23 protein-coding genes and 1 pseudogene are annotated in these 23,772 nt (G+C 56.4%); 5 read left to right on the top strand and 19 right to left on the bottom strand.

The features are described 5' to 3' along the window. Window positions 1-111 precede the first annotated feature (111 nt). The 13 genes and pseudogenes from MPAL_RS07165 to MPAL_RS17540 form a co-directional block, all read right to left on the bottom strand. On the bottom strand, window positions 112-1,350 hold the full coding sequence (locus tag MPAL_RS07165) for a multidrug effflux MFS transporter (RefSeq protein ID WP_012618082.1): 1,239 nt from the start codon (window positions 1,348-1,350) through the stop codon (window positions 112-114). Next, the gene (locus MPAL_RS07160) at window positions 1,347-2,261 is read right to left on the bottom strand and encodes an MBL fold metallo-hydrolase (protein ID WP_012618081.1); all 915 of its coding nucleotides are present in this window, start codon (window positions 2,259-2,261) and stop codon (window positions 1,347-1,349) included. Before MPAL_RS07160 ends, MPAL_RS07165 begins: the two co-directional genes overlap by 4 nt. An 8-nt stretch (window positions 2,262-2,269) precedes the next feature. Beyond that, entirely contained in the window at window positions 2,270-2,902 is a 633-nt protein-coding gene (locus MPAL_RS07155; RefSeq protein WP_012618080.1) for a DUF2284 domain-containing protein, read from the bottom strand. A 51-nt stretch (window positions 2,903-2,953) separates the two neighbouring features. Then, window positions 2,954-3,334, bottom strand: a complete 381-nt coding sequence (locus MPAL_RS07150; RefSeq protein ID WP_012618079.1) for an HIT family protein — start codon at window positions 3,332-3,334, stop codon at window positions 2,954-2,956. Between the two features lie 140 nt (window positions 3,335-3,474). After that, window positions 3,475-5,178 (bottom strand): SulP family inorganic anion transporter, encoded by a 1,704-nt coding sequence (locus tag MPAL_RS07145; protein ID WP_012618078.1) that lies wholly within the window; start codon window positions 5,176-5,178, stop codon window positions 3,475-3,477. A 476-nt stretch (window positions 5,179-5,654) separates the two neighbouring features. After that, window positions 5,655-8,075, bottom strand: coding sequence for a phosphoenolpyruvate synthase (gene ppsA, locus MPAL_RS07140; RefSeq protein WP_012618077.1), 2,421 nt, complete (start codon window positions 8,073-8,075; stop codon window positions 5,655-5,657). A 222-nt stretch (window positions 8,076-8,297) separates the two neighbouring features. Further along, window positions 8,298-9,659, bottom strand: a complete 1,362-nt coding sequence (locus tag MPAL_RS07135) for a phosphomannomutase/phosphoglucomutase (protein WP_012618076.1) — start codon at window positions 9,657-9,659, stop codon at window positions 8,298-8,300. A 39-nt stretch (window positions 9,660-9,698) separates the two neighbouring features. Next, a complete protein-coding gene (locus MPAL_RS15485; protein WP_048145255.1) occupies window positions 9,699-9,941 on the bottom strand; it encodes a histidine phosphatase family protein in 243 nt (80 codons plus the stop codon). A gap of 53 nt (window positions 9,942-9,994) precedes the next feature. Then, complete coding sequence (locus MPAL_RS07125) at window positions 9,995-11,191, bottom strand: phosphoglycerate kinase (protein ID WP_012618075.1); 1,197 nt, start codon at window positions 11,189-11,191, stop codon at window positions 9,995-9,997. Between the two features lie 408 nt (window positions 11,192-11,599). After that, the gene (locus tag MPAL_RS07120; protein ID WP_052292216.1) at window positions 11,600-13,096 is read right to left on the bottom strand and encodes a B12-binding domain-containing radical SAM protein; all 1,497 of its coding nucleotides are present in this window, start codon (window positions 13,094-13,096) and stop codon (window positions 11,600-11,602) included. 689 nt (window positions 13,097-13,785) lie between these two features. After that, window positions 13,786-15,327 carry a carboxylesterase/lipase family protein gene (locus MPAL_RS07115; RefSeq protein ID WP_012618073.1) on the bottom strand — a complete coding sequence of 514 codons (1,542 nt, stop codon included), beginning with the start codon at window positions 15,325-15,327 and terminating at the stop codon, window positions 13,786-13,788. Between the two features lie 231 nt (window positions 15,328-15,558). Then, window positions 15,559-15,768, bottom strand: a complete 210-nt coding sequence (locus tag MPAL_RS16905; protein WP_048145253.1) for a hypothetical protein — start codon at window positions 15,766-15,768, stop codon at window positions 15,559-15,561. A gap of 73 nt (window positions 15,769-15,841) precedes the next feature. Beyond that, a pseudogene (locus MPAL_RS17540) lies at window positions 15,842-16,090 on the bottom strand (type II toxin-antitoxin system RelE family toxin); the annotation flags it as partial. Between the two features lie 173 nt (window positions 16,091-16,263). Here MPAL_RS17540 and MPAL_RS17535 point away from each other — a divergent pair. Further along, a complete protein-coding gene (locus MPAL_RS17535) occupies window positions 16,264-16,659 on the top strand; it encodes a zinc ribbon domain-containing protein (protein ID WP_394295845.1) in 396 nt (131 codons plus the stop codon). A 186-nt stretch (window positions 16,660-16,845) separates the two neighbouring features. Here MPAL_RS17535 and MPAL_RS07100 read toward each other — a convergent pair whose 3' ends face one another. The 3 genes from MPAL_RS07100 to MPAL_RS14440 all read right to left on the bottom strand — a co-directional run bounded on the left by MPAL_RS07100 (window position 16,846) and on the right by MPAL_RS14440 (window position 18,044). Further along, window positions 16,846-17,256: a hypothetical protein gene (locus MPAL_RS07100; protein ID WP_236610342.1), complete on the bottom strand. Its 411-nt coding sequence runs from the start codon at window positions 17,254-17,256 to the stop codon at window positions 16,846-16,848. Between the two features lie 282 nt (window positions 17,257-17,538). Further along, window positions 17,539-17,754, bottom strand: a complete 216-nt coding sequence (locus MPAL_RS14445; RefSeq protein ID WP_052292215.1) for a hypothetical protein — start codon at window positions 17,752-17,754, stop codon at window positions 17,539-17,541. Then, window positions 17,751-18,044 (bottom strand): hypothetical protein, encoded by a 294-nt coding sequence (locus tag MPAL_RS14440; protein ID WP_052292214.1) that lies wholly within the window; start codon window positions 18,042-18,044, stop codon window positions 17,751-17,753. The genes MPAL_RS14445 and MPAL_RS14440 overlap by 4 nt, the downstream gene beginning before the upstream one ends. A 500-nt stretch (window positions 18,045-18,544) precedes the next feature. Here MPAL_RS14440 and MPAL_RS17195 point away from each other — a divergent pair, with 500 nt between their 5' ends. From MPAL_RS17195 to MPAL_RS15795, 3 genes are read left to right on the top strand one after another with little or no spacing between them, the layout of a single operon-like run. After that, window positions 18,545-18,670, top strand: coding sequence for a hypothetical protein (locus MPAL_RS17195; RefSeq protein ID WP_269078459.1), 126 nt, complete (start codon window positions 18,545-18,547; stop codon window positions 18,668-18,670). Between the two features lie 3 nt (window positions 18,671-18,673). After that, on the top strand, window positions 18,674-18,907 hold the full coding sequence (locus MPAL_RS15800) for a hypothetical protein (protein ID WP_148208178.1): 234 nt from the start codon (window positions 18,674-18,676) through the stop codon (window positions 18,905-18,907). Window positions 18,908-18,925: 18 nt separating this feature from the next. Next, complete coding sequence (locus MPAL_RS15795) at window positions 18,926-19,234, top strand: hypothetical protein (protein ID WP_148208177.1); 309 nt, start codon at window positions 18,926-18,928, stop codon at window positions 19,232-19,234. Between the two features lie 23 nt (window positions 19,235-19,257). Here the strand turns inward: MPAL_RS15795 and MPAL_RS14435 are convergent, their stop codons facing one another. The 3 genes from MPAL_RS14435 to MPAL_RS16250 all read right to left on the bottom strand — a co-directional run bounded on the left by MPAL_RS14435 (window position 19,258) and on the right by MPAL_RS16250 (window position 22,783). After that, entirely contained in the window at window positions 19,258-22,050 is a 2,793-nt protein-coding gene (locus tag MPAL_RS14435) for a PKD domain-containing protein (protein WP_012618069.1), read from the bottom strand. Between the two features lie 321 nt (window positions 22,051-22,371). Then, window positions 22,372-22,518, bottom strand: coding sequence for a hypothetical protein (locus MPAL_RS16255; RefSeq protein ID WP_158303647.1), 147 nt, complete (start codon window positions 22,516-22,518; stop codon window positions 22,372-22,374). 109 nt (window positions 22,519-22,627) lie between these two features. Further along, window positions 22,628-22,783 carry a hypothetical protein gene (locus MPAL_RS16250; protein ID WP_158303646.1) on the bottom strand — a complete coding sequence of 52 codons (156 nt, stop codon included), beginning with the start codon at window positions 22,781-22,783 and terminating at the stop codon, window positions 22,628-22,630. Between MPAL_RS16250 and MPAL_RS07085 the strand changes: the two genes are divergently transcribed. Then, entirely contained in the window at window positions 22,782-23,768 is a 987-nt protein-coding gene (locus tag MPAL_RS07085; RefSeq protein ID WP_012618067.1) for an alpha/beta hydrolase family protein, read from the top strand. The genes MPAL_RS16250 and MPAL_RS07085 overlap by 2 nt on opposite strands. Window positions 23,769-23,772: the final 4 nt, after the last annotated feature.

The following is a 23,772-nucleotide window of genomic DNA, read 5'->3' as shown; positions in this document are numbered from 1 at the left end:
ATATAAACTGACCTGTTTTCTCAACTCAACCATAACCAAAAATTATTCGAGTATTTGACAGATTCACAATAACTCAAAGGATGCCCGCCGGCTAACTCCCATTCCCACCGTTCACCGTACAGAATCGGGGACGTCCTGGGCGATCTTCAGTTTTGAGATCAGCAGCCAGAGACTTCCGCAGAGAACCCCGATGACGAGGTTGACCAGTCCGAGGACCAGAATGGTGTTCTCCCAGTCCTGTGAGATCAGAATCATCCCGAGGCTCCCCAGCAACAGTCCGGCACAGCCTATCAACGCCGAGGCCGACCCGGTATCCTCCTTCTGCTGTTCCAGCATCAGGTGCGCCCCGGCAGGACGGGCTCCACTCCCCAGGATCGAGGCCGGCAGCAGGGAGAGGGCAAACGCCCATGGCCCCAGGTTCCCCAACCAGCAGACCAGCCCGCCGCTGATGGTCATCCCCACAAAACAGGCGGTGATGATACTATTTCGATTGAAGCTCCTCGAGAGACGGAGATAGAGGAGCGGTCCCGAGATCAGGCCCAGGGCGTTCAGCGCAAAGAAGTAACTGAATCCCTGCTCGCTCAGACCGAATCCGTTCTGATAGATGTACGATGATGCGCCCACGAACGCCAGCGAGGCCGAACTGACCAGGGAGAAGGTCAGCAACAGGGAGGTGAATCCCGGATTCTTCAACACCGTCCCCAGCCGGCCGATGGCCATGACCACGGTGCCGGTGTACCGGTGCGTGAGCGTCTCACTCAGCGCCAGCGAGCCGGCCATCGAGAAGAGACCGATGCCGGCCAGGATCCAGAAGATCCCCCGCCAGGAGGTGAAGTTCAACATATAGGCACCCAGCACCGGGGCGACGGCCGGGGCTATCACCACCATCGACTGGACCAGGGCCAGCACGGACTCCCGCTGCCTCCCGTCGAAGAGGTCCTTGACCATCGCGGTGGCGACGGCCGAGGCCGCACTCCCCCCGATCGCCTGCAGCACCCGGGAGAGGATCAGAAGGTAGATGTTCTCTGAAAGGGCACAGGAGCCGCTTGCCAGGATATAGATGGTCAGCCCGACGAGCAGCACCGGCCGGCGACCGTACTTGTCGCTGAGCGGACCCCAGAAGAGCAGGCCGATGCTGAAGAAGATGAAGAAGAGGATCAGGGTGAGGTTGGTCAGGTGGACCGAGACCGAGAAGTAGTTCCCCATCGTGGGTAAGGCTGGCAGGTAGAGATCGGTGGAGAGGGGGACGAACGCACTGAGCAGGGCGACGAGGGCGATCACGCCCCGATCGCCGAGGTACCGCTGCTCTCTTCGGATCGGTCCGTCTTGAACCGGGGTTGCGGGAGTCATGGAAAGATGTACGTTGTCCCTACCGTATTCAGGATGAACTGGTCCGGCATTGCGTCGGCGAACGCTCGTGAGGCGTTCCAGCCGGTGCAATGGAGCGGAATCAGGTAGGTCGGGTCGATCTGCCGCATCGCCCGAACCGTTGGTTCGATCAGGGGGTCTCCGGCCGGTCCGCTCAGATGGAACCCGCCGATGACGGCATGGACCTGTTCGGTGCCGGCCAGGTGTTGTGCATACCTGATCGTATTGATGATCCCGGCATGGGCACAGCCGCTGATCACCACCAGCCCCAATCCCTTCAGGTCGACAACCAGCCCCTGGTCGTCTCTGAACGAGTCAGGCTGCCACGCTCCGTCGATCCTCGCCTCTGATGACGGGGACCCCTGCTCGAAGGTGGTGGTCCGGGGCACCTCGCCGGTCATCAGCACGAGGCCGTCGGCCAGCGGTGTGGGACCGGTGGCCGTTCTGATTTCGGCGCCGGCCTCTTCAAGGGCTTCCCGGTCCAGCCGGGGTCTCAGGTCCGGCCCGTCGACCGGATCGTTCTTCCGCCGTTCCAGAAACGCATCCGGGTGGAGCGACAGGGGGGTCTGTGTTCCCATCCGCTGCAGGGCCGCATACACCCCGCCGAAGTGGTCGAAGTGGCCGTGGCTGAGCGCCACCTCCTCAATTTCATTCCAGTCGATCTCCAGACTCTCCGCGTTCTGCAGCAGGCAGGTGGCCGAGAAGCCGGCGTCCATCATGATTTTGTGGGTCTCGTCCCCGGCCTGCACCGTGATCAGGCAGGAGAGGCCGTGCTCGGCGAGGAGCGGGGCGGTCCCTCCGCTCGGGGTCACCAGGGCGTTGGCGTGATTGTCGACGAGCACGGTGATCATGAGGTGGTCTGCCTGACGGAGGTGTATGTTCTCTGGTGTCATCGGTATTCTCATTCGATCAGCAGCAGAGCCATCTGTTCGGCCCGGCCAGATATCGAGAAGCGTATCGGCATCCCTGCCTTCTCAGCGGTCCGTTTTATGTTGATCCCGACCGCATGTTCAGGGATCCTGGCCCGGGTTGGATTGAGGCAGACGCCGTTTTTGATGTTGCAGGTTTCACAGAGCCGGCAAGAGGCGTTCACCATGGCGAGGGCGAAGGCATGGCCGTGGTCGATGGCGAGTTTCTCCAGGTCGAGCATCAGATCGAGGATCAGCGTGGCATCGGTGAAGTACTCCGACCAGAACCGGGTCGTCTCCTCAGTCGTCTCTTTAGGGGAGTCGGGATCCAGCCAGGACCTGGAGATCGAAAGGATCAACTCGTCGTCGGCCTGGGCCGGCGATGGAAACTTCACGATCAGGGCGACGGAGTACCCCTTGAGGATCTTCACGAACTCTTTCGGGGTCGGGACGTGGGGGGGGCAGGTCAGTTTGTTCCCGTAACTCCTGCACCCTGACCTGCATTTCAGGGTGACGTGGTGCTCGACGACGATCAGGTCAGCCGGGATCACCCTGGCCTGCAGTGCCCCCATCTCCTCGGCTGCCTCCCGGAGGAAGTCGAACCGTTCGAGGTCAAGCTGACTCATCGAAACGGGTTGGTTTCACTCCGGGATAAAGGGTGTGGATCGCCGGTCCGTTCAGTACACCCGTCGACCCGGGATCACGCCCCGGACACCACCGCGGGGGTCGTCCATGTCCCCGCGGTACCGCGGGATCAGGTGGACATGGAGGTGCATCACGGTCTGGCCGGCGGCCTCTCCGCAGTTCACCCCGATATTGTAGCCGTCCGGGTGGAACGTTCCGTCGACCATCGCCTTCGCCTCGTGCAGCAGCCGGGGGAGCTCGGCCATCTCCTCTTCGGTCGCCTCGAAGAGGCCGGCGACGTGCCGGAAGGGGATCACGAGCAGGTGGCCGGGGCTGACCGGGAACCGGTCCCATCTCGCGTACCAGAGCCGGCCCTGCAGCACGATCTCCTCATCTGCCGGCCCGCAGAACGGACACCCTGTCATCTCCTCCATTCGTCAACCCTCATCGATCAGATTCGATCGCCGGTACATATAGATTGTTCGGGCCGGCCTCAACGACGCCTGCTATCATTGCCGTAATCTAATGCATGCCGAAATATGTTTGTCGGTATGAACCCCGATTCGCGAATCCCTCACGATCTCTCCGGTAATTTTTGATACGCAACGATCATATCTCTGGTGAACTCGAATATGTGTTCTTTTCCGATCAGATCGATGAGGTTGTCCCGCTCTAATTGGTGCATGACCTGGTCTTCGACAGAGCTCAGGACCAGCACGATACCCCGTTTTTTGAGTTCCCCGTGAAGTTGTTTTAGCGCTTCAGAGCCGGAATAATCAATATCCTGTATCGATGAAGCAGACAGGCACAGCCATCTCAACGAGGGACTGGCGTTTTTTACGATCTCAAGGATATCACTGGTGAATCGTGCTTCATTGGCATAATACAGGTTTGCTCCGAAATGGTACACCGCAAGTCCCGGTGCAGCCTGCCTCCGGGATTGGATGGAAGTTAACGCCCATCCCCGGTCCGGGGATTCGACCAGGAGAAAATTCAGAGGTCGGTAACTGTGACGAAGATGAGCAATGATGGAGAGCACGACCGCGAGGGCGATACCCCATCCCACACTGATAAAGATCACCGTCAATGCCGTGATGAGCGCCACCATAAATTCAACCGGACGGCGGTACAGGAGGTTTCTCAAACCGTTGAGATCGATGAGATTAACCCCGATGGTGAATACAATAGAGGCCAGCACTGCACTGGGCAGGTAGGAGAGCGGCGCCGTGACAAACAGCAGCACGATGAGCACGACTCCAGCCGTAACAATCTGTGCAAGCTGGGATCTTCCCCCGGCATTGTCTACCATCTCGGTCTTTGTGGGGCTCCCGTTGATAACGAATGAACCTGACAGGCCGGCAGCCAGATTGGACAGGCTGAGACCGACAAGGTCGACATTCTCATCAAATTTTTCTTCGTATCGCACGGCATATGCCCGTGACGTTGCTGCGCTTTGAGCAAGAATCACAATAAAACAGGCAGCCGCGACGCCAAGGAGGTTGGGGACCTGGTCGAGCGGCACGGCAGGAAATGCAATCAACGGAAAGCCACCTGGCACGGTGCCGATCGTTGCCACTCCAAGGGAGGTAAGGTTCAGCGCCCAGCTCGTGACGATCGTCCCGATTACCACAAGAAATGCCCAGGGCAATTTTTTCATAACCCTGTTTCCACCCATAATGATGACAAGAACAAGGATCGAAAGGATGATGGTTATCCCGTTCATCTGGGGGATTTCTGTTGCGACCATATGCGCTAACTGAAGAATGGGATTCTGCACCTCGTTCGGTACCCCGAACATACCGGGAATCTGGCTCAGAGCAACCTGGATCCCAACACCCGTCAGAAATCCGATAAGGACCGAGCGGGAGAGAAAATCTGCAATAAAACCGAGCTTAAAGATACGGGAAAGGATTAAAAATCCCGCGGCAAGCAGTGCAACCATTCCTGCAAGGGCACTATATTGAGAAGATCCGGGCAGAGCCATGGTCACCAGCGCAGTGGCAAGGATCGCTGCAGTGGCAGAATCTGCCCCAACCACAAGGTGGCGTGAAGATCCGAAGATAGCAAACAGTGCCAGGGGGATCAGAAGGGTATAAAGGCCGGATACGATCGGCATACCTGCAATTTTTGCATATCCCATCACTTCGGGAATTGCAAGGGCAGCGAGGGAAATGCCCGCAATACTATCCAGTGGCACCTGGGATCGTTTGATCGGAAGAATTCCCAAAAGAACAGGGAATTTTTTTATTTTCTTTACTATCTCTTCAGATTGTGGCATGATTCTCCATGAAATCACAGTGTACCGCTGCAATTGTCTCTCTGTGCTGTCCCATAGTACCGCTGCTCTGGATCTTCCCGATGTGAAAGGAAGCACGTGAGTACAATCTTCTGAACGCGAAGTGACAACGAATCCGTGTGATTCATCTGCGCGATAAATCAAACAGTAGATCCTTTTTGAAGAGTTAAAAAGGATCTCCTCTGATGCAAGTATTGAAAAATGTGAAATCGGACATGGTTTCCAAAAGTGTACAACCCATGCGGTCGATCGGATAAAATGGAGATGAATTGGGATGTTGAACGATGTGTTCCTGACCAACCGTAGACTCAAATGATTCAGACACTAAAAAATCTGGTATTTGTCAACTGTCGAATTATCAACCTTCGGTTTTCCCAAAAGATGGTATCAGGTATATCCTGATACACAACTGCAAATTCAGTTCAGGTCTCCAGACTCACGGAATGGTGCCGGAACATTCATTCTGTTCTCTCCCGGTCAAGACGCTCCTCCATCTCAACCACATTCCGGGTGATCTTCATCACCGAATCCGGGTTGAGAGAGATAGATTCTATGCCCTCCCTGACCAGGAATTCGGCGAACTCAGGATAATCGCTTGGTGCCTGTCCGCAGAGCCCACTGTGACGCCCGTTCCGTCGTGCGCCCTGTATTGCCATGGATACAAACTTCATCACGCCCGGATCACGTTCGTCGAAATCGTGGGCGACCAGCCCGGAGTCCCGGTCGACCCCGAGTGTCAACTGGGTCAGGTCGTTCGACCCGATCGAGAACCCGTCGAACAACCGGCTGAATTCATCGATAAGAAGGATGTTGTTCGGGATTTCACACATCACATAGATCTCGAGCCCATTCTCCCCCCGCACAAGCCCGTTCTGTGCCATCTCGGCCAGAACTTTTTCAGCCTCGTCGACACGCCGGCAGAACGGGATCATGATGATCAGATTCCCAAGCCCCATATCATCCCGAACCCGTTTCATCGCACGGCATTCGAGAGCAAAACCCTCGCGGTATCGCTCATCATAGTACCGGGACGCACCACGGAAACCGAGCATCGGGTTAGCCTCCTGTGGCTCAAAAAAACTCCCCCCGAGCAGGTTGGCGTACTCATTGGTCTTGAAGTCGCTCATCCGGACCACAACCGGCTTCGGGTAAAAAGCCGCTGCGATCGTTCCGATGCCCTGTGACAATTTTTCGATAAAATACTCTTCTTGTTTATCATACCCGTACGTGAGTGCCCCAATCTGTGCCTTCACACGCTCGTCGGTGACTTTTTCCGGGTGGACAAGAGCCATCGGGTGAATTTTGATATAATTACTGATGACAAACTCCATCCTTGCAAGACCGATGCCGTCATTCGGAATCATCGAAAAGGAAAATGCCTCGTCCGGCTCCCCAAGATTCATCATGATCTCTGTTTTCGGGCGCCTGAGGCCAGTTAAGGAAATTTTTTCGACATGAAACGACAGGATACCCTCGTACACGACGCCCTCGTCTCCCTCAGCGCAGTTGACGGTAACGTCCTGCCCGGTTCGGATCTTTTCTGTAGCATCATTGGTTCCGACCACAGCTGGAAGGCCGAGTTCCCGGCTGACTATTGCTGCATGGCAGGTTCGTCCCCCGCGGTTGGTAACGATCGCTGCAGCGGTCTTCATGACCGGTTCCCAGTCTGGGTTCGTTGTATCAGAGACCAGGATCTCCCCGGGCATGAATTCGTGGAGGCGGCTCACATCGGCGATCACCCGTGCCCTGCCGGACGCGATCTTTTCGCCGACGCTTCTTCCCTTTGCAAGCACCGGCCCCCGTTCTTCAAGATAGTAGGTCAGGAGGACATCCCTGGCATCCTGGGAATGGACGGTCTCAGGACGTGCCTGCACGATGAACAGTTCCCCGGTTATTCCGTCCTTTGCCCATTCAATATCCATCGGGACTGGCTGGTGTGCCTTTTGCGAATAGTGATCCTCAATCTGGAGAGCGTACCGTGCCAGCACGAGGATTTCATCATCCGTAATACAGAAACGCCGGCTGTCCGATTCAGGGACTTCGACATTCCTCGTCAGGTCCTTGGAGGTCCCCTGACCGTACACCATCTTGATCTTCTTATCGCCAAGGTTTTTTCTGACAATGGCGTTGTGGCCAGTCCGGGTCGTCGGTTTGAATACATAGAACTCATCGGGGTTGACAACCCCTTGCACGATGTTCTCGCCAAGACCATACGAGCCAGTGATAAAGACAACATCCCGAAATCCGGTCTCGGTATCGAGGGTGAAGATGACTCCGCTTGAAGCCAGGTCGGAGCGGACCATCTTCATGACCCCGATGGAGAGCGCTACCTTGAAATGATCGAAATCCTGGTCGATCCGGTAGGATATGGCCCGGTCGGTGAACAGGGACGCAAAACATTTGCTACAGGCCTCCCTGAGCGCGAGATATCCGCGGATGTTCAGGTAGGTCTCCTGCTGGCCTGCAAAAGAAGCGGTGGGGAGATCTTCTGCAGTAGCAGAACTCCTGACTGCGACATCGGTGTCAGGGCCGTACTCTTCGCAGAGCCTGTCATACGCAGACCTGACTTCGCTCCAGATATCGTCAGGTATGCCGGCTCCGATGATCAGGTCCCGCACTTTTTTCCCCCTGATCGCAAGATCGGCGATACTGGTCTTGTCAAGGCCGGCTAATGCATCTTTGATCCCGTCGATGATGCCGCTCGATTTCAAAACATGCCAGTACGCATCGGAGGTGATTGCAAACCCGTTCGGGATCCTGACGCCTTCCTTCGTGAGATCCTGATACATCTCACCAAGCGAAGCGTTCTTTCCCCCGACACTGTCGACATCTTCGTTCCTGATCTCCTCAAACCATCGTATATATTGTGCAGTGCTCATATCCAAGTCTCCCAGTTGTACAGTCTCATCCGGGGCTGCATGCCTGCTGTCAGGTATGACGCGAGATCCAACAATCGTCTCGCTAAATTCCCGTTCACTGTCATACCAGACCGGCACTTTGAAAAACCTTCCGCCGACAACAGCAGCGGACGAGCGATCGATGATGGTAGATTAAAAACAAATGGTAAAAATCGACGATAGCCGGTTGAAATCCACAGGAGTTCACTCGGTTTTCAGGTGCATCGACGGGTCTGCACCGAGGATTACCCCGAGGATTTCTTCCTTCTTCTGGTTCAGGAGGGATTCGGTCTCCGCTTCAAGGTTGAGCCGGATCACCGGCTCCGTATTCGATGACCTGAGATTGAACCACCAGGTATCGTACTCGACGGTGAGGCCGTCAAGTCTGTCGATCTTCGCGTCCCTGTACTTGTTCGCCAGGGAATCGAGGATGGCGTCCTTTTGCTCGACCTGCAGGTTCAATTCGCCGGTCGAACGATATTTCAGGAGGGGTCGGACCAGAGACGAGAGTGGCTTACCGTTCATGGAGAGCACGTTCGCCATCGCAATCATGGCCATCAGGCCGCAGTCGATGAACCCCAGGTCCCGGAAGTAATAATGGCCGGAGAGTTCGCCGGCGAAGGGCGCCCTCTCCTCTCGCATCTGTGCCTTGATGAATGCATGGCCGACCCGGCAGCGGATTGCAGTTCCGCCAAGATGCTGGATCGTCTCGGCAACGACCCGGCTCGAACGGAGATCGTACAGGATCCTGGCTCTTGGTTCCCGTGCAAGGAAGAATTCCGCGATCAGCGCAGTCACGATATCAGGGGGGACCTGCCGGCCCTGTTCGTCGACGAAGAGGCACCGGTCGGCGTCCCCGTCGAAGGCGACGCCCATATCGGCCCGCTCTGCGGGGACTCGCTCCTCCAGTTCCCGTGCGGCACCCCCGACGAACGGGTTGGCCCCGTGATGGGGGAACCGCCCGTCGGGTTCCCTGTTGAGCGGGATCAGGTTCCATGCCGGCACCCGATCGAAGAGCCTGCTCAACTCTGGGCCGGCAGCCCCGTCCCCGGCATCGACGACGATCGTCAATGCTCTCTGCCCCTGGACATACCCGGCCAGTTTCGCCAGGTAGCGTTCGGTCATCCCGGTGTTCTCCGGGGAGTTGCTGGACGCAACCAGGGGGATCGGGGGCAGGCCCCTGGCGATCTGTTCGAGTTCGGGCAGTCCCGTATCACTGCTCAACGGGACCGCATTCCCCCGGCAGAGCTTGAACCCGTTCATCTCCCCGGGCAGGTGGGATGCCGTCACCATGACGCCCCCGTCGAACTCTCCCTCGATGATCGCATAATAGAGGAGCGGCGTGCTGACCATCCCGATATCAGTGACCGCACCGCCTGCTGCGGTATACCCCCCGGTAAAAGCCCGGGCCAGGGCCGGCGACGAGAGGCGCACGTCGCGACCGATCACGATACGGCTGTTCTTCAACACCCGGGCGAACGCGTACCCGATCTTGCCTGCCATCGTCTCGTCCAGTTCATCCGGGTAGGAACCCCGGACATCGTATGCCTTGAATATGCCGGTCATGGTGATAACTCTGACATGGTAATAGGATTCTCGCTATTTTCAGATCGCCGCCTGGTCGCCCAGGTGACGGACCGGGTTTTGGGTCTCATCGAGGTCGTACTCCAGCGGGAACCCGGTCGGAATGGTGATCCCGGCGATCTCGTCATCGGGTACATCGTCGAGGTAGTTGATAAGGGCACGGATGCTGTTGTCGTGCCAGGATGTCCTGCAGGGATTCGGCGGCCGGCAGGTCCGCATCCGTCCACCCGGTGAACCGGTTCTCCCGATTCCACAGGTTCCCACCGTGCCGCAGCAGAACTACCGGTACCATCTCTTCTCTCCTCTCTGATCGCTGCTCAATGATGCGTCTCCCTGTCGGCGAGGACTGCGATCCCAGGCAGAACCTTTCCAGAGAGGAACTGGAGAGAGGCTCCCCCGCCGGTGGAGACATGCGTCATCCGGCCGGCCAGCCCGAGCTGCGTGACGGCCTCTGCCGTGGACCCGCCCCCGATGACGGTCGTGGCATTGAGGCCGGCGAGGACCTGGGCGATGGATGTTGTCCCGTTGGAGAACTGCGGGATCTCGAATACCCCCATCGGCCCGTTCCATGCCACCGTCCGGCAGGTTTCGAGCTCTTTCGTGAACGCCGCGATGGTCAGGGGCCCGATATCGGCGATCATACAGTCCGCAGGGATCTGCCCTGCACTCACGACCCGGGCATTCGCACCGGCTTCCAGGCTTCCGGCGACCACCAGGTCCTCCGGAAGCAGAACCCTTGCCCCGAGCGTCTCCGCCTCCTGCATGATCGTCCCGATCAGGGCCATCCTGTCGGACTCGACCGGAGAGATGCCGACGTCCACGCCCCTGCCCTTCAGGAACGTGGCAGCCATGCCTCCCCCGACGAGAACGAGGTCCACCTTCGGCAGGATATTCTTCAGGATCCCGATCTTCTCCCCCACCTTCGCTCCGCCCATGACGGCGGCGAAGGGCCGGGCTGGATCCTCGAGCAGACCACTCATCTGCTCGATCTCCTTCTCCATGAGGAGGCCGGCGACGCAGGGGAGATGGGCTGCCAGCCCGACGACGGAGGCATGTGCCCGATGGCTCGCGCCAAAGGCGTCATTGACGAAGAGGTCGGCGAGACTAGCGAGCGCGCGGGCGAACACCGGATCGTTCTCCTCTTCGCCCGGGTAGAACCGCAGATTCTCCAGCAGGACGAGGTCCCCGTCCTGCATCTCAGATACTGCCCGCACAACCCCGGGCCCGACCGCCTCCCGCAGCACTTCGACCGGCCTCTGCACGAGCTCCGACAGGCGCCGGCCCACCGGCCCCAGCCGCAGGTGCTCGTCGACCCTGCCATGGGGTCTCCCGAGATGGGAGCAGAGGATGACCCGGGCCTGATGATCGATCAGGTACGTGATCGTGGGGAGGCAGGCCCGGATCCGGGTGTCGTCTTCGATCGTACCACTCTGGTCCATGGGCACATTGAAGTCGACCCTCACCAGTACCCGCTTTCCGCTGACATCTTCATCCCTCACCGTCTTTTTCTGCATATTTTTTCTCCTGATAAATCCAGACCCAAACGCCAGTTTTTTTTGTCATCGGTTGTTCTGTAGTGAACGATATCCGAATCCGGACTGTGCACAATCAGATTCATTCTTGAGCTGGCTCACCATGTTTACCTCATCCCAGCTCAGGGATGATATCTCTATCGTATCCGACCTTCAGGCGATCAAGCCGATTCGACCCCGCGAACGCACCATGTGTTTCAGTATCCCGGAAATGATATAACTATTCCGTACACTCAGGGTTAACCACTGGGTACCCCGGGTCCCTGTTGTTCAATCTGTCTTTCCGCAGTAAACAGACACGAAGCCGAAGGCCACAAGCATACAAGATGAAAACAAAAGGAGGCACCAGGGCACAGGGCCTGCCCGGTGGTTGCAGCCAGGCATCCTGCTTTACAGGTCGGGGATGAGAAAACTTCGTTTTCCAAGATCGAAATCCTCTGGCGGGTGGCCTTCCTTTAGAGCACTGGTATACCGCTCTGCGCCTCGCATGATAAAATTAAGGGCGAATTTACCGAGGTTTCGGGTGATGACATTTCCACCTACCATCAGGTGCGATAGTTCCCGGCCTATCCTGACATCATGTTCGATACAGGCCCCATAGAGCTGCCAGTGAGCCGGAGTCATCTTATCTGCCGTGAATGAGTCCTGATCCGAGAGACGTGCCGGGTTCATTGAGACGAAATTTAACGGTACCACGAGCACCCGGAGCCCCCTGATCCGGTCCATCAGTTCCAGGCTCGCCTGGACATCATCCTCGGTCTCGCCGGGAAGCCCGGAGACCAGCGTTCCTGCGATGACCCAGTTCTGGTCATGCAGCAACCCGAGGGCCTCAACGACGATCTCCGGCCACTTTTCTGGGGGAGCTGGTGCCGGTTTGCCCCGCATGTGCATCGCAATAAGCTGGGGGCTCCCGGTTTCAATACCGGTCTGCACTCCGATATAGGGCATATCTGGGAGCGTGAGCAGATATTCGGAGAGCTCCTCGACCATGTGGGGGTGATGGTACGCGGTGGCCAGGGCGATATGTGAGAATCCGATATTGGTAATCCCTTCCACCTCGCCAGTTCGCCTGACCAGGGGGAGAAGGCGTTCTGGATCGGGATGAAGGGGTGTGCCCCCGTAACAGAGCATGTCCTCTGCATGGAGGATGATGCTCTTGCTTCCCCCATGGGCGTTGACGGTCACATCATGGATGATCTGGTCGGCCGATTTGTGACGGAGGGATTGGAGCGTGGGAGTGCAGAACGCACAGCCCCGCCCGCATCCGCGAGAGCATTCCACCAGCCCGCGGATATTGGGGTGAACAAGCGGCGGGATCTCCTCCACCGGAACCTCTTCTCCGGTGATGATCGGCGGAACCTCCTCGCCGGCCAGGATAGCGGCAAAGGCCCTGGGCACCGTCCGTTCTCCCTCTCCGAGATGCACATGGTCGAGGTGGAGCCGCTCCATCATGTAGGGGGATGCCACCTGCCAGGCGCTCTTTCCGCCGGCCACTGTTGTTACCCGACTCATGACGGGATGGTGCATCAGTTCGAAAAATTTCATCCGGTTGTAGGGTGGGCCCGTGCGAATGAAGTCGGTAAATGTCGATGTCGGAGGGTTGATCCCGAGGAAATCGTGACCTGAGATCGAGACAATGCGGGTCTCCTTTCCGGCTATCCGTGAAAGATCCCGGGGATGAACAACCGCTACTTCGTCCTCTGAAAAACCGTACTTGAGCAGGGATGCCTCGATCGATCGTATCCCGCCGTCTGCAAAAAGTGCCACTCCGCCCTTGCGAGGAACCGGGGGTCCGAAGGCCTGGAAAAAGATCCAATCAGGGAGGAGACCGCTCGGTGCACACATGGTAAAACCGGTGAAGATGCCCCCGCGGTACTGGCTCATCATGGTCTCATCAGCAGTTAGAATTACCGAGGGAGATGATTGTGACATTCAAAAAAAAGAAAAGTATCTCTCCCTAATTACAGTTTCTACCAGGGAATCGGGGGATGGTGGTCTGTTCGTATGAATTGCGTATTCTGTGGTCATTTTCTGTCACATCGACAGATATAGTGGAAAATCGATAAAAAAATATAAATGGTTTGAACAGTAAATTACCGATTGATATGGTCATACTTCTGGATTTCACAATTTTGGACCATGCTCCTGTAACCGATGAGAACCGTTGTGGCGTGATGGTTTAAAAATCAGAAAGGATATGTTTGTGAATCCTTTCATTTTCTAGAGATAAACACCGTTTATAGGGTGGATTCTGTTATCAATCACTCTTCCGGGTCGGAAGAATTCCAGGTTTTCTATGAATATCTGTCTTTCCGCAGTAAATAGATACGATGCCGAAGGCCACAAGCATACAGGATGAAAATTTCGGGAGGAACCGGCGAGTTCCCGATTTTCCTATTTAACCCTCACAAATTGAAGCGCTGATGATGATCATGACGCTCTCCCTCCTACATCTACAGCCTGATGGAAATGGAACCGGCTCAATTATTAGACAGCGTCGTCATCCATTTTTGTAGGACGCCTGGATAGACCCTCAATCATCGATATTCAGGTATAACTGTTAAAAAAAGTGCGGTTTAATACCCGCTCTTCACTGTCGATACATTCCCGATATCGAGATACTGACCGGTCTGGTTGGTGTACTTCGGCCAGGTGACATTCATCCCGCCGTTCGGGTCTCCCGTCTTTGCGAACCGGGTCCAGAGGTCCACCAGGTTATCAGCGACCGAGGTGGTCGCGGGGTCCAGTTTCGGCAGGACCCTGAAGAGTAAGAGGGTCTCGCTGCCATGGAACGCCCCGAGGGACTGCCCGGGAAGGGCATAGGAGTAGCGGTACAGGTACGCGCTCTGGTTCAGGTCGGCCATCGACCCTGCGACAAACTTCGCGGCATCGGAGAAGTCGTAGTCGGTCATGATCCGGGCCAACTGAATCTGGACTTCGGCGGTCGAGTTGGCAGGATATTTGGCGAGGACTGCATCCGTGTCCTTTCCGAACCGGTTCTGGATGAACGTCCGGTATTCTGGAACGGTCATGTTTGCATTCGCAGAGAGGGTGACCCCGTCATCGGCGTTCGTGCCGATGATGAGTGGAACCGGGCTCTGACGGTGAAGACCGAAGAGATTGTCCAGGGAGTCGGGGAGGACCCAGCCGTCGATCGTCGGCTCGAAATGAGGGGTGTTCACGATCTGGAATGAGGAGGCCGGCCAGTTTGTCGCATTGATCAGGTCCTGGGCGCTCAGCTTCCGCATCTGCGTAATCACATCCGGGCCGGTATATCCCAGGCTCTGTGCGTACTGTTCCCCTAACTTCTCGGCGTCGGCTTTTGAATATTCGGCGTCGATGATCGCACCGTTCTCCCAGAAGGTGCCGCTTTCGACGATCGCCTGCTGAAAGAGCCCTTTGCTGAGCGGGCTGACGAGATGGATGAGGACACTCTCAGCTCCTGCCGACTGGCCGAAGATGGTCACCTTGGAGGGGTCACCGCCGAACGCCTTGATGTTCCGCTGGACCCACTGGAGGGCTGCGATCTGATCGAGGAGGCCGTAGTTGCCCGAGGTGTTGTTCGGGGACTCGTTGTCCAGCTGGGGATGGGCGAGGAACCCGAGCGCACCGATCCGGTAGTTGGTCGTGACGACGACGACCCCCTGCTGGGCCAGGGCGGTTCCGTTGTACGCCGGCGTCGAACCGGCCACCTGTCCGAACGCCCCGCCATAGAAGAAGACCATCACCGGCAGTTTTTCACCGCTGCTGTTTGCCGGGGTCCAGACATTGAGGTACAGGCAGTCCTCGCTCGTGTTGACTGAAGCTACGCCGGGTATGGGGGCCGAAGCCCCTGGCTGGGGAGGATCGGCTGAAAAGTTCTTCGCTTCCCGGACGCCGTCCCAGGGCTGTACCGGCGCCGGCGGCTTCCATCGCAGGTCTCCGACCGGGGGAGCCGCGAACGGAATCCCACGGTAGATCTGGAGTCCGTTCTCACCTGTTCCAGAGATGTTTCCGCTGTCGATCTTCACCACACCGGTTGCCGGCTGCTCCTTCTGGGTACATCCCGCCAGGAAGGAAAAACCAATGAGGACCAGGCAGAGTACCAGGATAGAGCCTGTCAGTTTAATTTTTTGCATACGTTCGCGTCTCCTTTCGATCTCTGCTGGAAGAGACGGATGTTCGCAGGATGCCGGCTCTTTACGGATACTCCCTCTCGTCTATCATCCTGTCAGAGCACTTGTTGTGAATAACACGCCATACCATTTCAACGCATGGGGTCAGCCGGTATCCGATGAGGTTCCTTCAGAGGTACCAGACGCTCTCGTCCCTTTCCTAATCCCACGACCTCGCAATCGGGCCTGCTGCCATCACGCCTCGTGGGGCGGCGGGTCGGGACGGTGACCTGACTTCGTGATGTACGAGCGACCGGCGAAGGCCTGCGGGAACGACGAGGAGGACGAGGCGGTGACGATCACGAACAGCGGTTCGTCCTCAGTGAATCTGGCCGGCTGGACGTTGACCGATGAAGGGGCGAAGCATTCGTACACGTTCACCGGGGCCACGGTGCCGGTACTCACACGCGAGCGGAGGCAACCCCGGCACCCCGCCCGTCCTCGACTTTTTCCAATCTTTACACTGACAGGAAGAGGTCTAAAGTGGGGACGAGAAGTCCCGATATGAGATTTTTCGGGGGTGTACCTTGAGGACCAGGACCAAGAATCGATCGTCTACGATCTCAAGCAGAACGCGGAACCCCCCCGCGTGAAAGGAGTAAACGGGCGCCTCGGGCGCCGAGGTCTTCAACTTCTTGATATGGCCTCGGGGATCCTCCTTTCCTCGTCCGAGCGCTCGGATAATGCGCTGTGCGTCCTCTCTCTCGATCTTCTGGAGGTCTTTCTTTGCCCGGTCTGTGTGTTCTCACAGAGTCATTCGACCCCGAAGGCTGCCTTAACATCGGCTTCGGAGTGGGTGCGGCCGGCTTCGTTGCAGTGGATCATCTCCGGTGGTTCGTGGGAATCATTTCACAAGGTTATTGGAACCATCAACCAATATCCCTCATCTATGATATTGCGATGAAGCAGTGCCCGAATTGCGGGACCGAAGTCCAAGACGGATGGGTGGCCTGTCCCAAGTGCACAATAAACCTGAAGGAGGCCGAGCGTATCATCGGCTGTAGTAATTATGTCGCACCCAATTCACCGGAGGGCTCAACTATCGTGGTAAATCCCATTCCTGCCGATCCGACTATCTGCCCGGGGTGTGGCGAAGAACAGATGTGGAGCAGAACGATTCTAATACGTCGCCGGCCAGGAGAGCAAAATGCAGAGGTTATTCTACGAGAAGAGTTACACGATCAAAGGAAAATGGCTCCGTTTCGCATTTTGGGGATGTGGTTCATTAATGAACGCCCTGGAGCCGTAGGCAGGTACCTATTACTGTTCCCGGTTAATCAGGTTTTCGTTTTTTAGATAGGTGCGTGATGCAAAGATCCCTGAAAGAGAACAAAAAAAAGGGCCGTCGCAATAACGGTCCTATGACAAAAGCCTGCGACGATTTTTCCATTATTTGATGGTGACGTGCTCTGAACAGTGAAGGATATGACGCCACGGGACTGGATAAACGAGATGAAATGAGTGAGGTGGTTACCTCCCCACTCAGGCCAGGGCCGGCACTCCGTCCGCCCAGGTCTCGATCTTCGTCCTGATCGCGTCATCGGTGTACGATGCGATCGTGACGCGGTCCTTGGAGAAGGAGACCGTATAGACCTCGCCGTTCGCGTCGTGGCACTTCAGCGTGAGCGAATAGGTGTCGTCGGCCGGGTTGTGAGACGGGGTGCCACCGATCGCGGTCTGCAGCGCCGTATCTGCGGTGATGGCCGTGATCGCAGCATTGAAGCTGGCCGTGGTGGGTGCCTTCGCCGACACCGTCCCGACGGTCTTCGCGTCGCCGTCCTGGTAGGCGATCCGGGCGGTATATGCCTGCTTGCTTGTGGTGACCGGGTTGTAGGTGGTTGAACCAACCTGGTAGGCGGTACATGCCCAGGGGTTACCTGAGACCCACACCATCGATGATGGTGTTGAACGCGGAAAGATCCGCGATCGGTGCAGCGAGCTTCCTCACTGCGGTTTTGGTGATGGACGATTCAAGAAATTCTCCCATGATGATTGCTCCGTACGGCTGGCCTCTGCCCCCTCGCAGAAGTCAGCCGACACTGAAATCATTGACGGATAGATACCTAATTATTCACGCGTTCTTTCATCAGTTGCGGATGCTCGTCCCATTGCGTGATTGCTGGCTGCAGGCACAACGAAACAGATCAGGTTTTTAAAAATTGCATTGGGGCCGACTCATGCGAGCGCTGGGGAGGTATCTGCCCAGAAGGTGATCTGTCCACGGATCCCCTCGTCGGCATACGAAGCCACTGTGATCATGTCCCTGGTGAAAGTGACGGTATAGGTCTCCCCGTTCTGATCGTGACACGTCAGCGTCACCGAGAAGGTATCATCCGTGGGGTTATGGCTCACTGCCGCCGCACCGATCGCTGTCCGGAGAACTGAATTCATGATGATGGCCGTGATCGCCGAGGTGTAACTGGCGGGGGTGGACGTCCTATACTCACTGATCCTATCGTTTTGGCGTCGGCGTCCAGGTAGGCGATCCGGGCGGTGTAGATCTCCTTGCTCTTCTCCACTGGCAGATGGCTGGTCGTTCCGACCTGGTAGGCGGTGCACTCGAACGGGTTGTTTTCTAACACACCATCTACAATGCTGGTGAGGGCTGCGAGGTCTGCCAGCGGTGTTACGAACTTCCGTGCTGCGATCTTGACGACCGACAATTCTTTGAGTTCTCCCATATCCAGTGTATCGCCCTGGCACAAGATGAGGAATATTCCCGATGGATGCCGGCCGGGTATCATTCAGGTTCTCGTACTATTACGGGCCGGCAGCCTGCCGATCAGATCTACCTGTGGCGAAGAGATTAAAAAAACAGACTTATCGATAAATTCTCCCATTCCTGAGTATCAGCCAGCAAGCAAATGAACGGTTTATCAGATCCCCGTCAGCCTTCCAATCAAATCCAGGCCGGCCGATCTGTTGAATCACACAGACCGCCAACCTTATCACTCTCTTAAAAAGTCTACTGATTAAAAAAGGCAACAAATATGTCCCAAACAGATCCCTGAGCCACATGACATAAACAAAAAAGAGAGAACCAGGTTAGGCCGGAAGAGGCGTCGGAATCGTGGACTGAGTTGGCGATGGGAGTGGGGTCGCAGAATGCGTTGCAGTTGGCACACTTGGTACAGTAGTCGGTTTTGTAGTCGGTACAGTGGTCAAGGTCGTGGTTTTCACGGTGGTTGGTACCGAGGTCGTCACCGTCGTCGGTGACGAGGATGGGGATCTGATTATAACATCGCCCTGCGTCGACCCCGATGACGGAGTCTTTGTCACTGTCGTCGATGTTGTGATCGAGGATTGAGAGGTGATCGTGCTGACGGGGACAATTGTAGATATATTGGTCAGATTGGCCAGAATTTCTGGAGGAATGGTAGGCACTTCGCTTGAGGCAGAGGTGACTGGAGTGGATAAATTGGTCAGATTAGCCAGAATTTCCGGAGGAATCGTAATCGTAGGCACCTCGTTCAAGGCAGTGGTGATTATAGTCTGGGTCGTTGTTACAGGGGTATTAACCGAACCAATCCCATTAGAGGCCTGATCCGCCGCAGAGGCCGCATTGGTCTGGGTCGTTGTTACCGGGTTATTAACCGGACCAATTCCGTTGGAGACCGGATTTACAGAGGCTACTGGCGATGTAGAGACTGGCGACGTAGAGACAACAGGGATCGATGAGGGAACTGCTGTATTAATGGTTATCACCTGCATCGTGGGGGTCGTTTCCTTTGTTGTTGTCGCTAGAGAGGTGCAGCCAGATATCAGGAGACCACAAAATAAGAGACAGATTATTAGAAGCAGGGATGTTCGCATAAGATATGTATCATTTCGCAGGATATCTTCAATCTTTCTATTTGTGATTGTTTATTAAAAATGGTCCTGGTGAGCAGATGCTCACAGGACAGTGACAGTATGCGTGGCGGTCCTTGTTGAACCGTCCTGATCTGTCACGGTCAGGATGATGGTGTAGGTACCTGCATTGTTGTACCAGATTCTGTTTAAACCAACACTCTTCCCAGAGAAGGACTGCCCGTTTCCACAGGTCCACTTCCAGGAGACTGGGTTACCGCCGGTAGTGGTGTCTATGAGTGCAGTAGTGAATGATCTCTTGCCGGAGGTCGGACTAACGTTGAAGCTTGCTGCCCTGGTTTGGGGTTGATCGGTTGGAGTGGGAGTCAGGGTCACACTCACGGTCCCTGTTGGTGAGACGGTCGGGGTCATAGTCATGGTTACCGTCGGTGAGACCGGTGAATTCGTGGCTGGTACGGTCACGGTAATCGTCTTTATCGAGGACCCGGTTGCACTGGTCGCGGTCTGTTTGATCGTATACGTGCCAGGTTGCCAGTAGGTGTACCGGAAGTTCGAATAGGTGGTGGTCGTGCCGTCGCCGAGGTCATACAACACCGAGGTCACGTTCACCGAGGTGTCGAGGACCAGGATACCCATCGAGCCGACTCCCCCCTGGGGTGTGACCGTGAAATTGGCCAGAGGTGTTATTACAGATTCACCGGTTACGGTGATCGTTTTGCTGGTCGTGCTGGTCTGTGAGCCGCTCGTGACGGTCAGACTCAGGGTGTACGAGCCGGCGGTGGTGTAGACGTGGTTGATGTTCCGGGCCGATGACGCATACCCATCACCAAAGTCCCAGTACCAGGTGGCTGGGGACCCGGTGGATGTATCGATGCCGGTTACTGTTGTCTGCCCGGCTATCACAGTCTGCGTATTAATCGTGAACGCTGCCTGGAGGGTCTGCTGTGGGGCGGTGACGGTGATCGTCCCTTCCTTGATGCTCGTCAGACCAGAACTGTTCCGGACTGTCAATGAGGTCGTGTACGTGCCAGCCAGAGAGTAGGTGTGGCTCGGACTCTGATCAGTGGAGGCTGCCCCGTCACCAAAATTCCAGGACCAGAAGGTCGCTCCTCCAGTCGACGTGTCTGTGAACTGAACGTTAAGAGGGGCTGTCCCCGAGGTCGGCGTGGCAGCAAAACTTGCATTAAGCCCACCGACCGCGCTGACCGTAATATAGTCCGTCTTTGTCTTCAGCGAGTTACCGTTTGCATTGAACGTATAGAGCTGTACCGTATAGGTGCCGGCCTGTGCGAAGATGTGTGAGGGGTTCTTCTCGAATGCGCAGTAACCATCCCCAAAGAACCAGTACCAGCCTGTCGGGACACCGGTTGAGGTATCTGTAAACCTGACGGTGAGCGGGCCGGTTCCCGATGTCGGGGTGGCCGTGAAGTCTGCAGCCGGTGTTTCACTGACTGGGGATGTAACTGAGATCAGGTTCGTCTGGGTCTTGGTGTTCGATTGGCCGGCTGCATTTCTGACGGTGAGCACGACGGTGTATGTACCGGCAGTGGTGTAGGTATGTGAGGGGTGCTGCTCGGTCGAGGTTGTGCCGTCGCCGAAGGTCCAGGACCACTGTTTTGCATTTGTCGACCGGTCAGTGAACTGGATTGCCAATGGTGCAGCACCGTTGGATGGGGTTGCCGTGAAGTCTGCGACCGGTGTAATGGCTGGGGCTTCTGTGACGGTGATGTACCCTGTCTTTGTGATCGATTTGCTCCCCGAAACAGCATTGGTGGCAGTCAGCGTGACCGAGTAAGTGCCGGCAGTACTATACAGATGGCTCGGGTTCTGAGCACCGGAGGCGTACCCATCCCCGAAATTCCAGTACCAGGAGGTCGGTCTCCCGGTTGTGGTGTCAGTGAACTGCACAGTCAGCGGGGCGGCGCCTGTGGTCGGTGTCGCGGTGAAACCGGGAATGAGAGGGATATCAGGGGTAAACTTTACAATCTGAGCATTCTGGGTGTCGCTGACATATACATTTCCGGTGCTGTCCACTGCCACATCACCCGGACCATAGTACATTCCTGAACCATAATTACCCCATTTTGTTATAGGTGCCCCAGTCGACGAGAACTTTTGGATTCCACTAACAGGCCCCCTGAAGTATACATTTCCAGCGTTGTCCACTGCGACACTAGTGTGATAACTCATTGCGCTGTCATGAATGTAATCACTGCCAAATTTCGCGATGAACGTGCCAGATGATGTAAACTTCTGAACCCGGTCAATATAGGATACGTCAACCACATAGACATTGCCGGCGCTATCCACTGTAACACCATCTGGTCCATTTGGTTCGTTCACCCACCAATTGGTGACAAACGCACCATCAGAGGTGAACTTCTGGATCCGGTTATTTCCCGTGTCAGCCACGTAGACATTACCAGCATTATCTACTGCGACACCAAATGGAGAAGAGAAGAACTGTCCGTTTCCAGAACCCGAACTGCCCCATTGTTTGATAAATATCCCCATCGACGTGAACTTTTGGATCCGGTTATTTCCCGTGTCAGCCACGTAGACATTACCAGCACTATCTACTGCGACACCAGATGGAGAGGAGAACTGTCCATCTCCAGAACCTGAACTGCCCCATTTTTTGATGAAGGTCCCGGTCGACGTGAACTTCTGGATCCGGTTGTTGCCCACGTCAGCGACGTAGACGTTCCCGACGCTATCCACTGCAACACCAGATGGAGAGGAGAACTGTTCATCTCCAGAACCTGAACTGCCCCATTGTGTGGCGTACGCATACCCTCCTTCAGCCGAAACGACCTGGACGCTGCTACAGAGGAGGAACAGGACACAGATAATATACAAAGAATATGAAGATTTCATATAGAACCACCAAGACGATCTTTGAATTGACTTTTCTCAGTATAATCCTTGTTATTTAGATTTCTTAGGATCTTCAGTAATTCCATAGAAAATTCATATTTATAGGTACCCCTCGGCTATCTTCAGTCCCCTAATAATTGAGGGAAACCAACCGAGCCGACCGAGCGTAGAAGCGTGGGGGTGTGGTCCGGACGGATGAGGTGAGGTCCTCCAACAGGCAGGCGGGCGAGTATGCCGGAGAGGGTCCGCGTCCAACCCAGGCAGCCAGACCATCCGGTCAGCATCGTGGAGGCGACGGAGCCGGAGCGTGGGAACGTTGACCTAGACCACCACCAGATCAGCGAATCGGTCGCCGGCTGAGGCGACTGGTGAGCGGGAGAGCGAGGGGGAGCAACGCCAGGACGAGAGAACGGAGAGGATGAAAAACCGCCGACCGGAGATTGTGAGCCGGCCGAACTCCCTTTTCACGTCGCGGCCTTAAGTCCCAGACGACAGGTCGACGGACGCAGACCGTATCGCATCTGACCATCAGAAGTGAAGAAAAAATGAGCTGAGGGTCTCAGAGGGAGTTGAAGAGTTAGACGACGTCAGCGAAGCCGATCCGGCTGTTGCTGTAGTCGTCGACACGTCGAAGATGCATGTTCTCCAGATCCAGTCCTGTGAACTGTCGCTCTTCGCACTTTAGACACCCCTGAGTAGGTATTATACTATTTTCAATCCAAGAATGCTTCATGATGATCACATCTGAGGAGATCGCCTGGAACGTGGACGGAATTCCTGTACAGGGCACCCTGACACGGCCGGCGGGTGAGGGCCTTCACCCGGGGATCGTCTTTGTCGCCGGGAGCGGACCGACCGATCGGGACTGGTGTTCACCCTTAATACCGGGAACCAATGGCAGTGGTCGCCTGCTGGCTGAAGACCTCACCCGAGCAGGATTCATGACGTTGCGTTACGATAAACGGGCTTCTGGACCGCATGGACAGGAGAACGCCCGGCAGCTCGTGGGCAGGATCAGCATGCAGAGTCACCTCGACGAGCTGTCAGGTGCGGTCGACGCCCTGCTCGCCGACGGCGCAATGGATCCCGCCCGACTATTCGTGCTGACGAACAGCGAGGGAACCATCCACGCCCTGAACTATCAGGTGCAGGCGACGGAGAGGCGCTTTTCGGGCCTCGTGCTCACCGGCGCACCTGGCCGTTCCATCGGGCAGGTTGCCCGTAGCCAGATACTCGCACAGGTGAGAGACCTGCCAAACGGAGATCTGATGATGGACCAGTACGATGCGGCCATCGCTGCATTCGAGGCCGGCGAGTCGATACAGCCCGATCCATCGCTCCCCGAAGGGCTGCGGGTCCTGCTCCTCAGTCTTACGACTCCTGCAAACCTGCCGTTCGCGCGAGAACTCTGGTCGACCAATCCGTCCGACCTCATCGCAAAGGTGCAGGAGCCCATCCTGGTCGTGATCGGCAAGAAAGACATCCAGGTCGACTGGAAGACCGACGATGGCCCGCTGGAGCAGGCGGCCTTTGGGAACGGCAACGTCGAGTTCGCGTACCCGGAGGAGGCCGACCACGTCCTGAAACATGAGGACCGGCCCCGGGAGATGCTCGCGGCCGCCGAGGTCGGGGCACACTACAACAGCGAAGATCGAGTGCTTGACGCTGCGGCTCTAACGGTCATCACACGCTGGATTCGTGACCATGCCCGGTTATAAATCG

Origin of the sequence: Methanosphaerula palustris E1-9c (assembly GCF_000021965.1) — an archaeon.
Classification (GTDB): domain Archaea; phylum Halobacteriota; class Methanomicrobia; order Methanomicrobiales; family Methanospirillaceae; genus Methanosphaerula; species Methanosphaerula palustris.
Note: the sequence above shows the minus strand (reverse complement) of the source record. Positions and strands in the feature narration are given on the sequence as shown.

What these genes read in the sequence shown, in the direction of transcription:
- ppsA (WP_012618077.1), bottom strand. Translation starts at nt 8,075, where the DNA reads ATGAGCACTGCACAATATATACGATGGTTTGAGGAGATCAGGAACGAA.
- MPAL_RS07160 (WP_012618081.1), bottom strand. Translation starts at nt 2,261, where the DNA reads ATGACACCAGAGAACATACACCTCCGTCAGGCAGACCACCTCATGATC.
- MPAL_RS14440 (WP_052292214.1), bottom strand. Translation starts at nt 18,044, where the DNA reads ATGGGAGAACTCAAAGAATTGTCGGTCGTCAAGATCGCAGCACGGAAG.
- MPAL_RS07145 (WP_012618078.1), bottom strand. Translation starts at nt 5,178, where the DNA reads ATGCCACAATCTGAAGAGATAGTAAAGAAAATAAAAAAATTCCCTGTT.
- MPAL_RS14435 (WP_012618069.1), bottom strand. Translation starts at nt 22,050, where the DNA reads ATGAAATCTTCATATTCTTTGTATATTATCTGTGTCCTGTTCCTCCTC.
- MPAL_RS07125 (WP_012618075.1), bottom strand. Translation starts at nt 11,191, where the DNA reads ATGCAGAAAAAGACGGTGAGGGATGAAGATGTCAGCGGAAAGCGGGTA.
- MPAL_RS07155 (WP_012618080.1), bottom strand. Translation starts at nt 2,902, where the DNA reads ATGAGTCAGCTTGACCTCGAACGGTTCGACTTCCTCCGGGAGGCAGCC.
- MPAL_RS17535 (WP_394295845.1), top strand. Translation starts at nt 16,264, where the DNA reads ATGAAGCAGTGCCCGAATTGCGGGACCGAAGTCCAAGACGGATGGGTG.
- MPAL_RS07115 (WP_012618073.1), bottom strand. Translation starts at nt 15,327, where the DNA reads ATGCAAAAAATTAAACTGACAGGCTCTATCCTGGTACTCTGCCTGGTC.
- MPAL_RS07085 (WP_012618067.1), top strand. Translation starts at nt 22,782, where the DNA reads ATGATGATCACATCTGAGGAGATCGCCTGGAACGTGGACGGAATTCCT.
- MPAL_RS07150 (WP_012618079.1), bottom strand. Translation starts at nt 3,334, where the DNA reads ATGGAGGAGATGACAGGGTGTCCGTTCTGCGGGCCGGCAGATGAGGAG.
- MPAL_RS07165 (WP_012618082.1), bottom strand. Translation starts at nt 1,350, where the DNA reads ATGACTCCCGCAACCCCGGTTCAAGACGGACCGATCCGAAGAGAGCAG.
- MPAL_RS07135 (WP_012618076.1), bottom strand. Translation starts at nt 9,659, where the DNA reads ATGACCGGCATATTCAAGGCATACGATGTCCGGGGTTCCTACCCGGAT.
- MPAL_RS16250 (WP_158303646.1), bottom strand. Translation starts at nt 22,783, where the DNA reads ATGAAGCATTCTTGGATTGAAAATAGTATAATACCTACTCAGGGGTGT.
- MPAL_RS14445 (WP_052292215.1), bottom strand. Translation starts at nt 17,754, where the DNA reads ATGAATTCAGTTCTCCGGACAGCGATCGGTGCGGCGGCAGTGAGCCAT.
- MPAL_RS07120 (WP_052292216.1), bottom strand. Translation starts at nt 13,096, where the DNA reads ATGATGAGCCAGTACCGCGGGGGCATCTTCACCGGTTTTACCATGTGT.
- MPAL_RS07100 (WP_236610342.1), bottom strand. Translation starts at nt 17,256, where the DNA reads ATGGTGTGGGTCTCAGGTAACCCCTGGGCATGTACCGCCTACCAGGTT.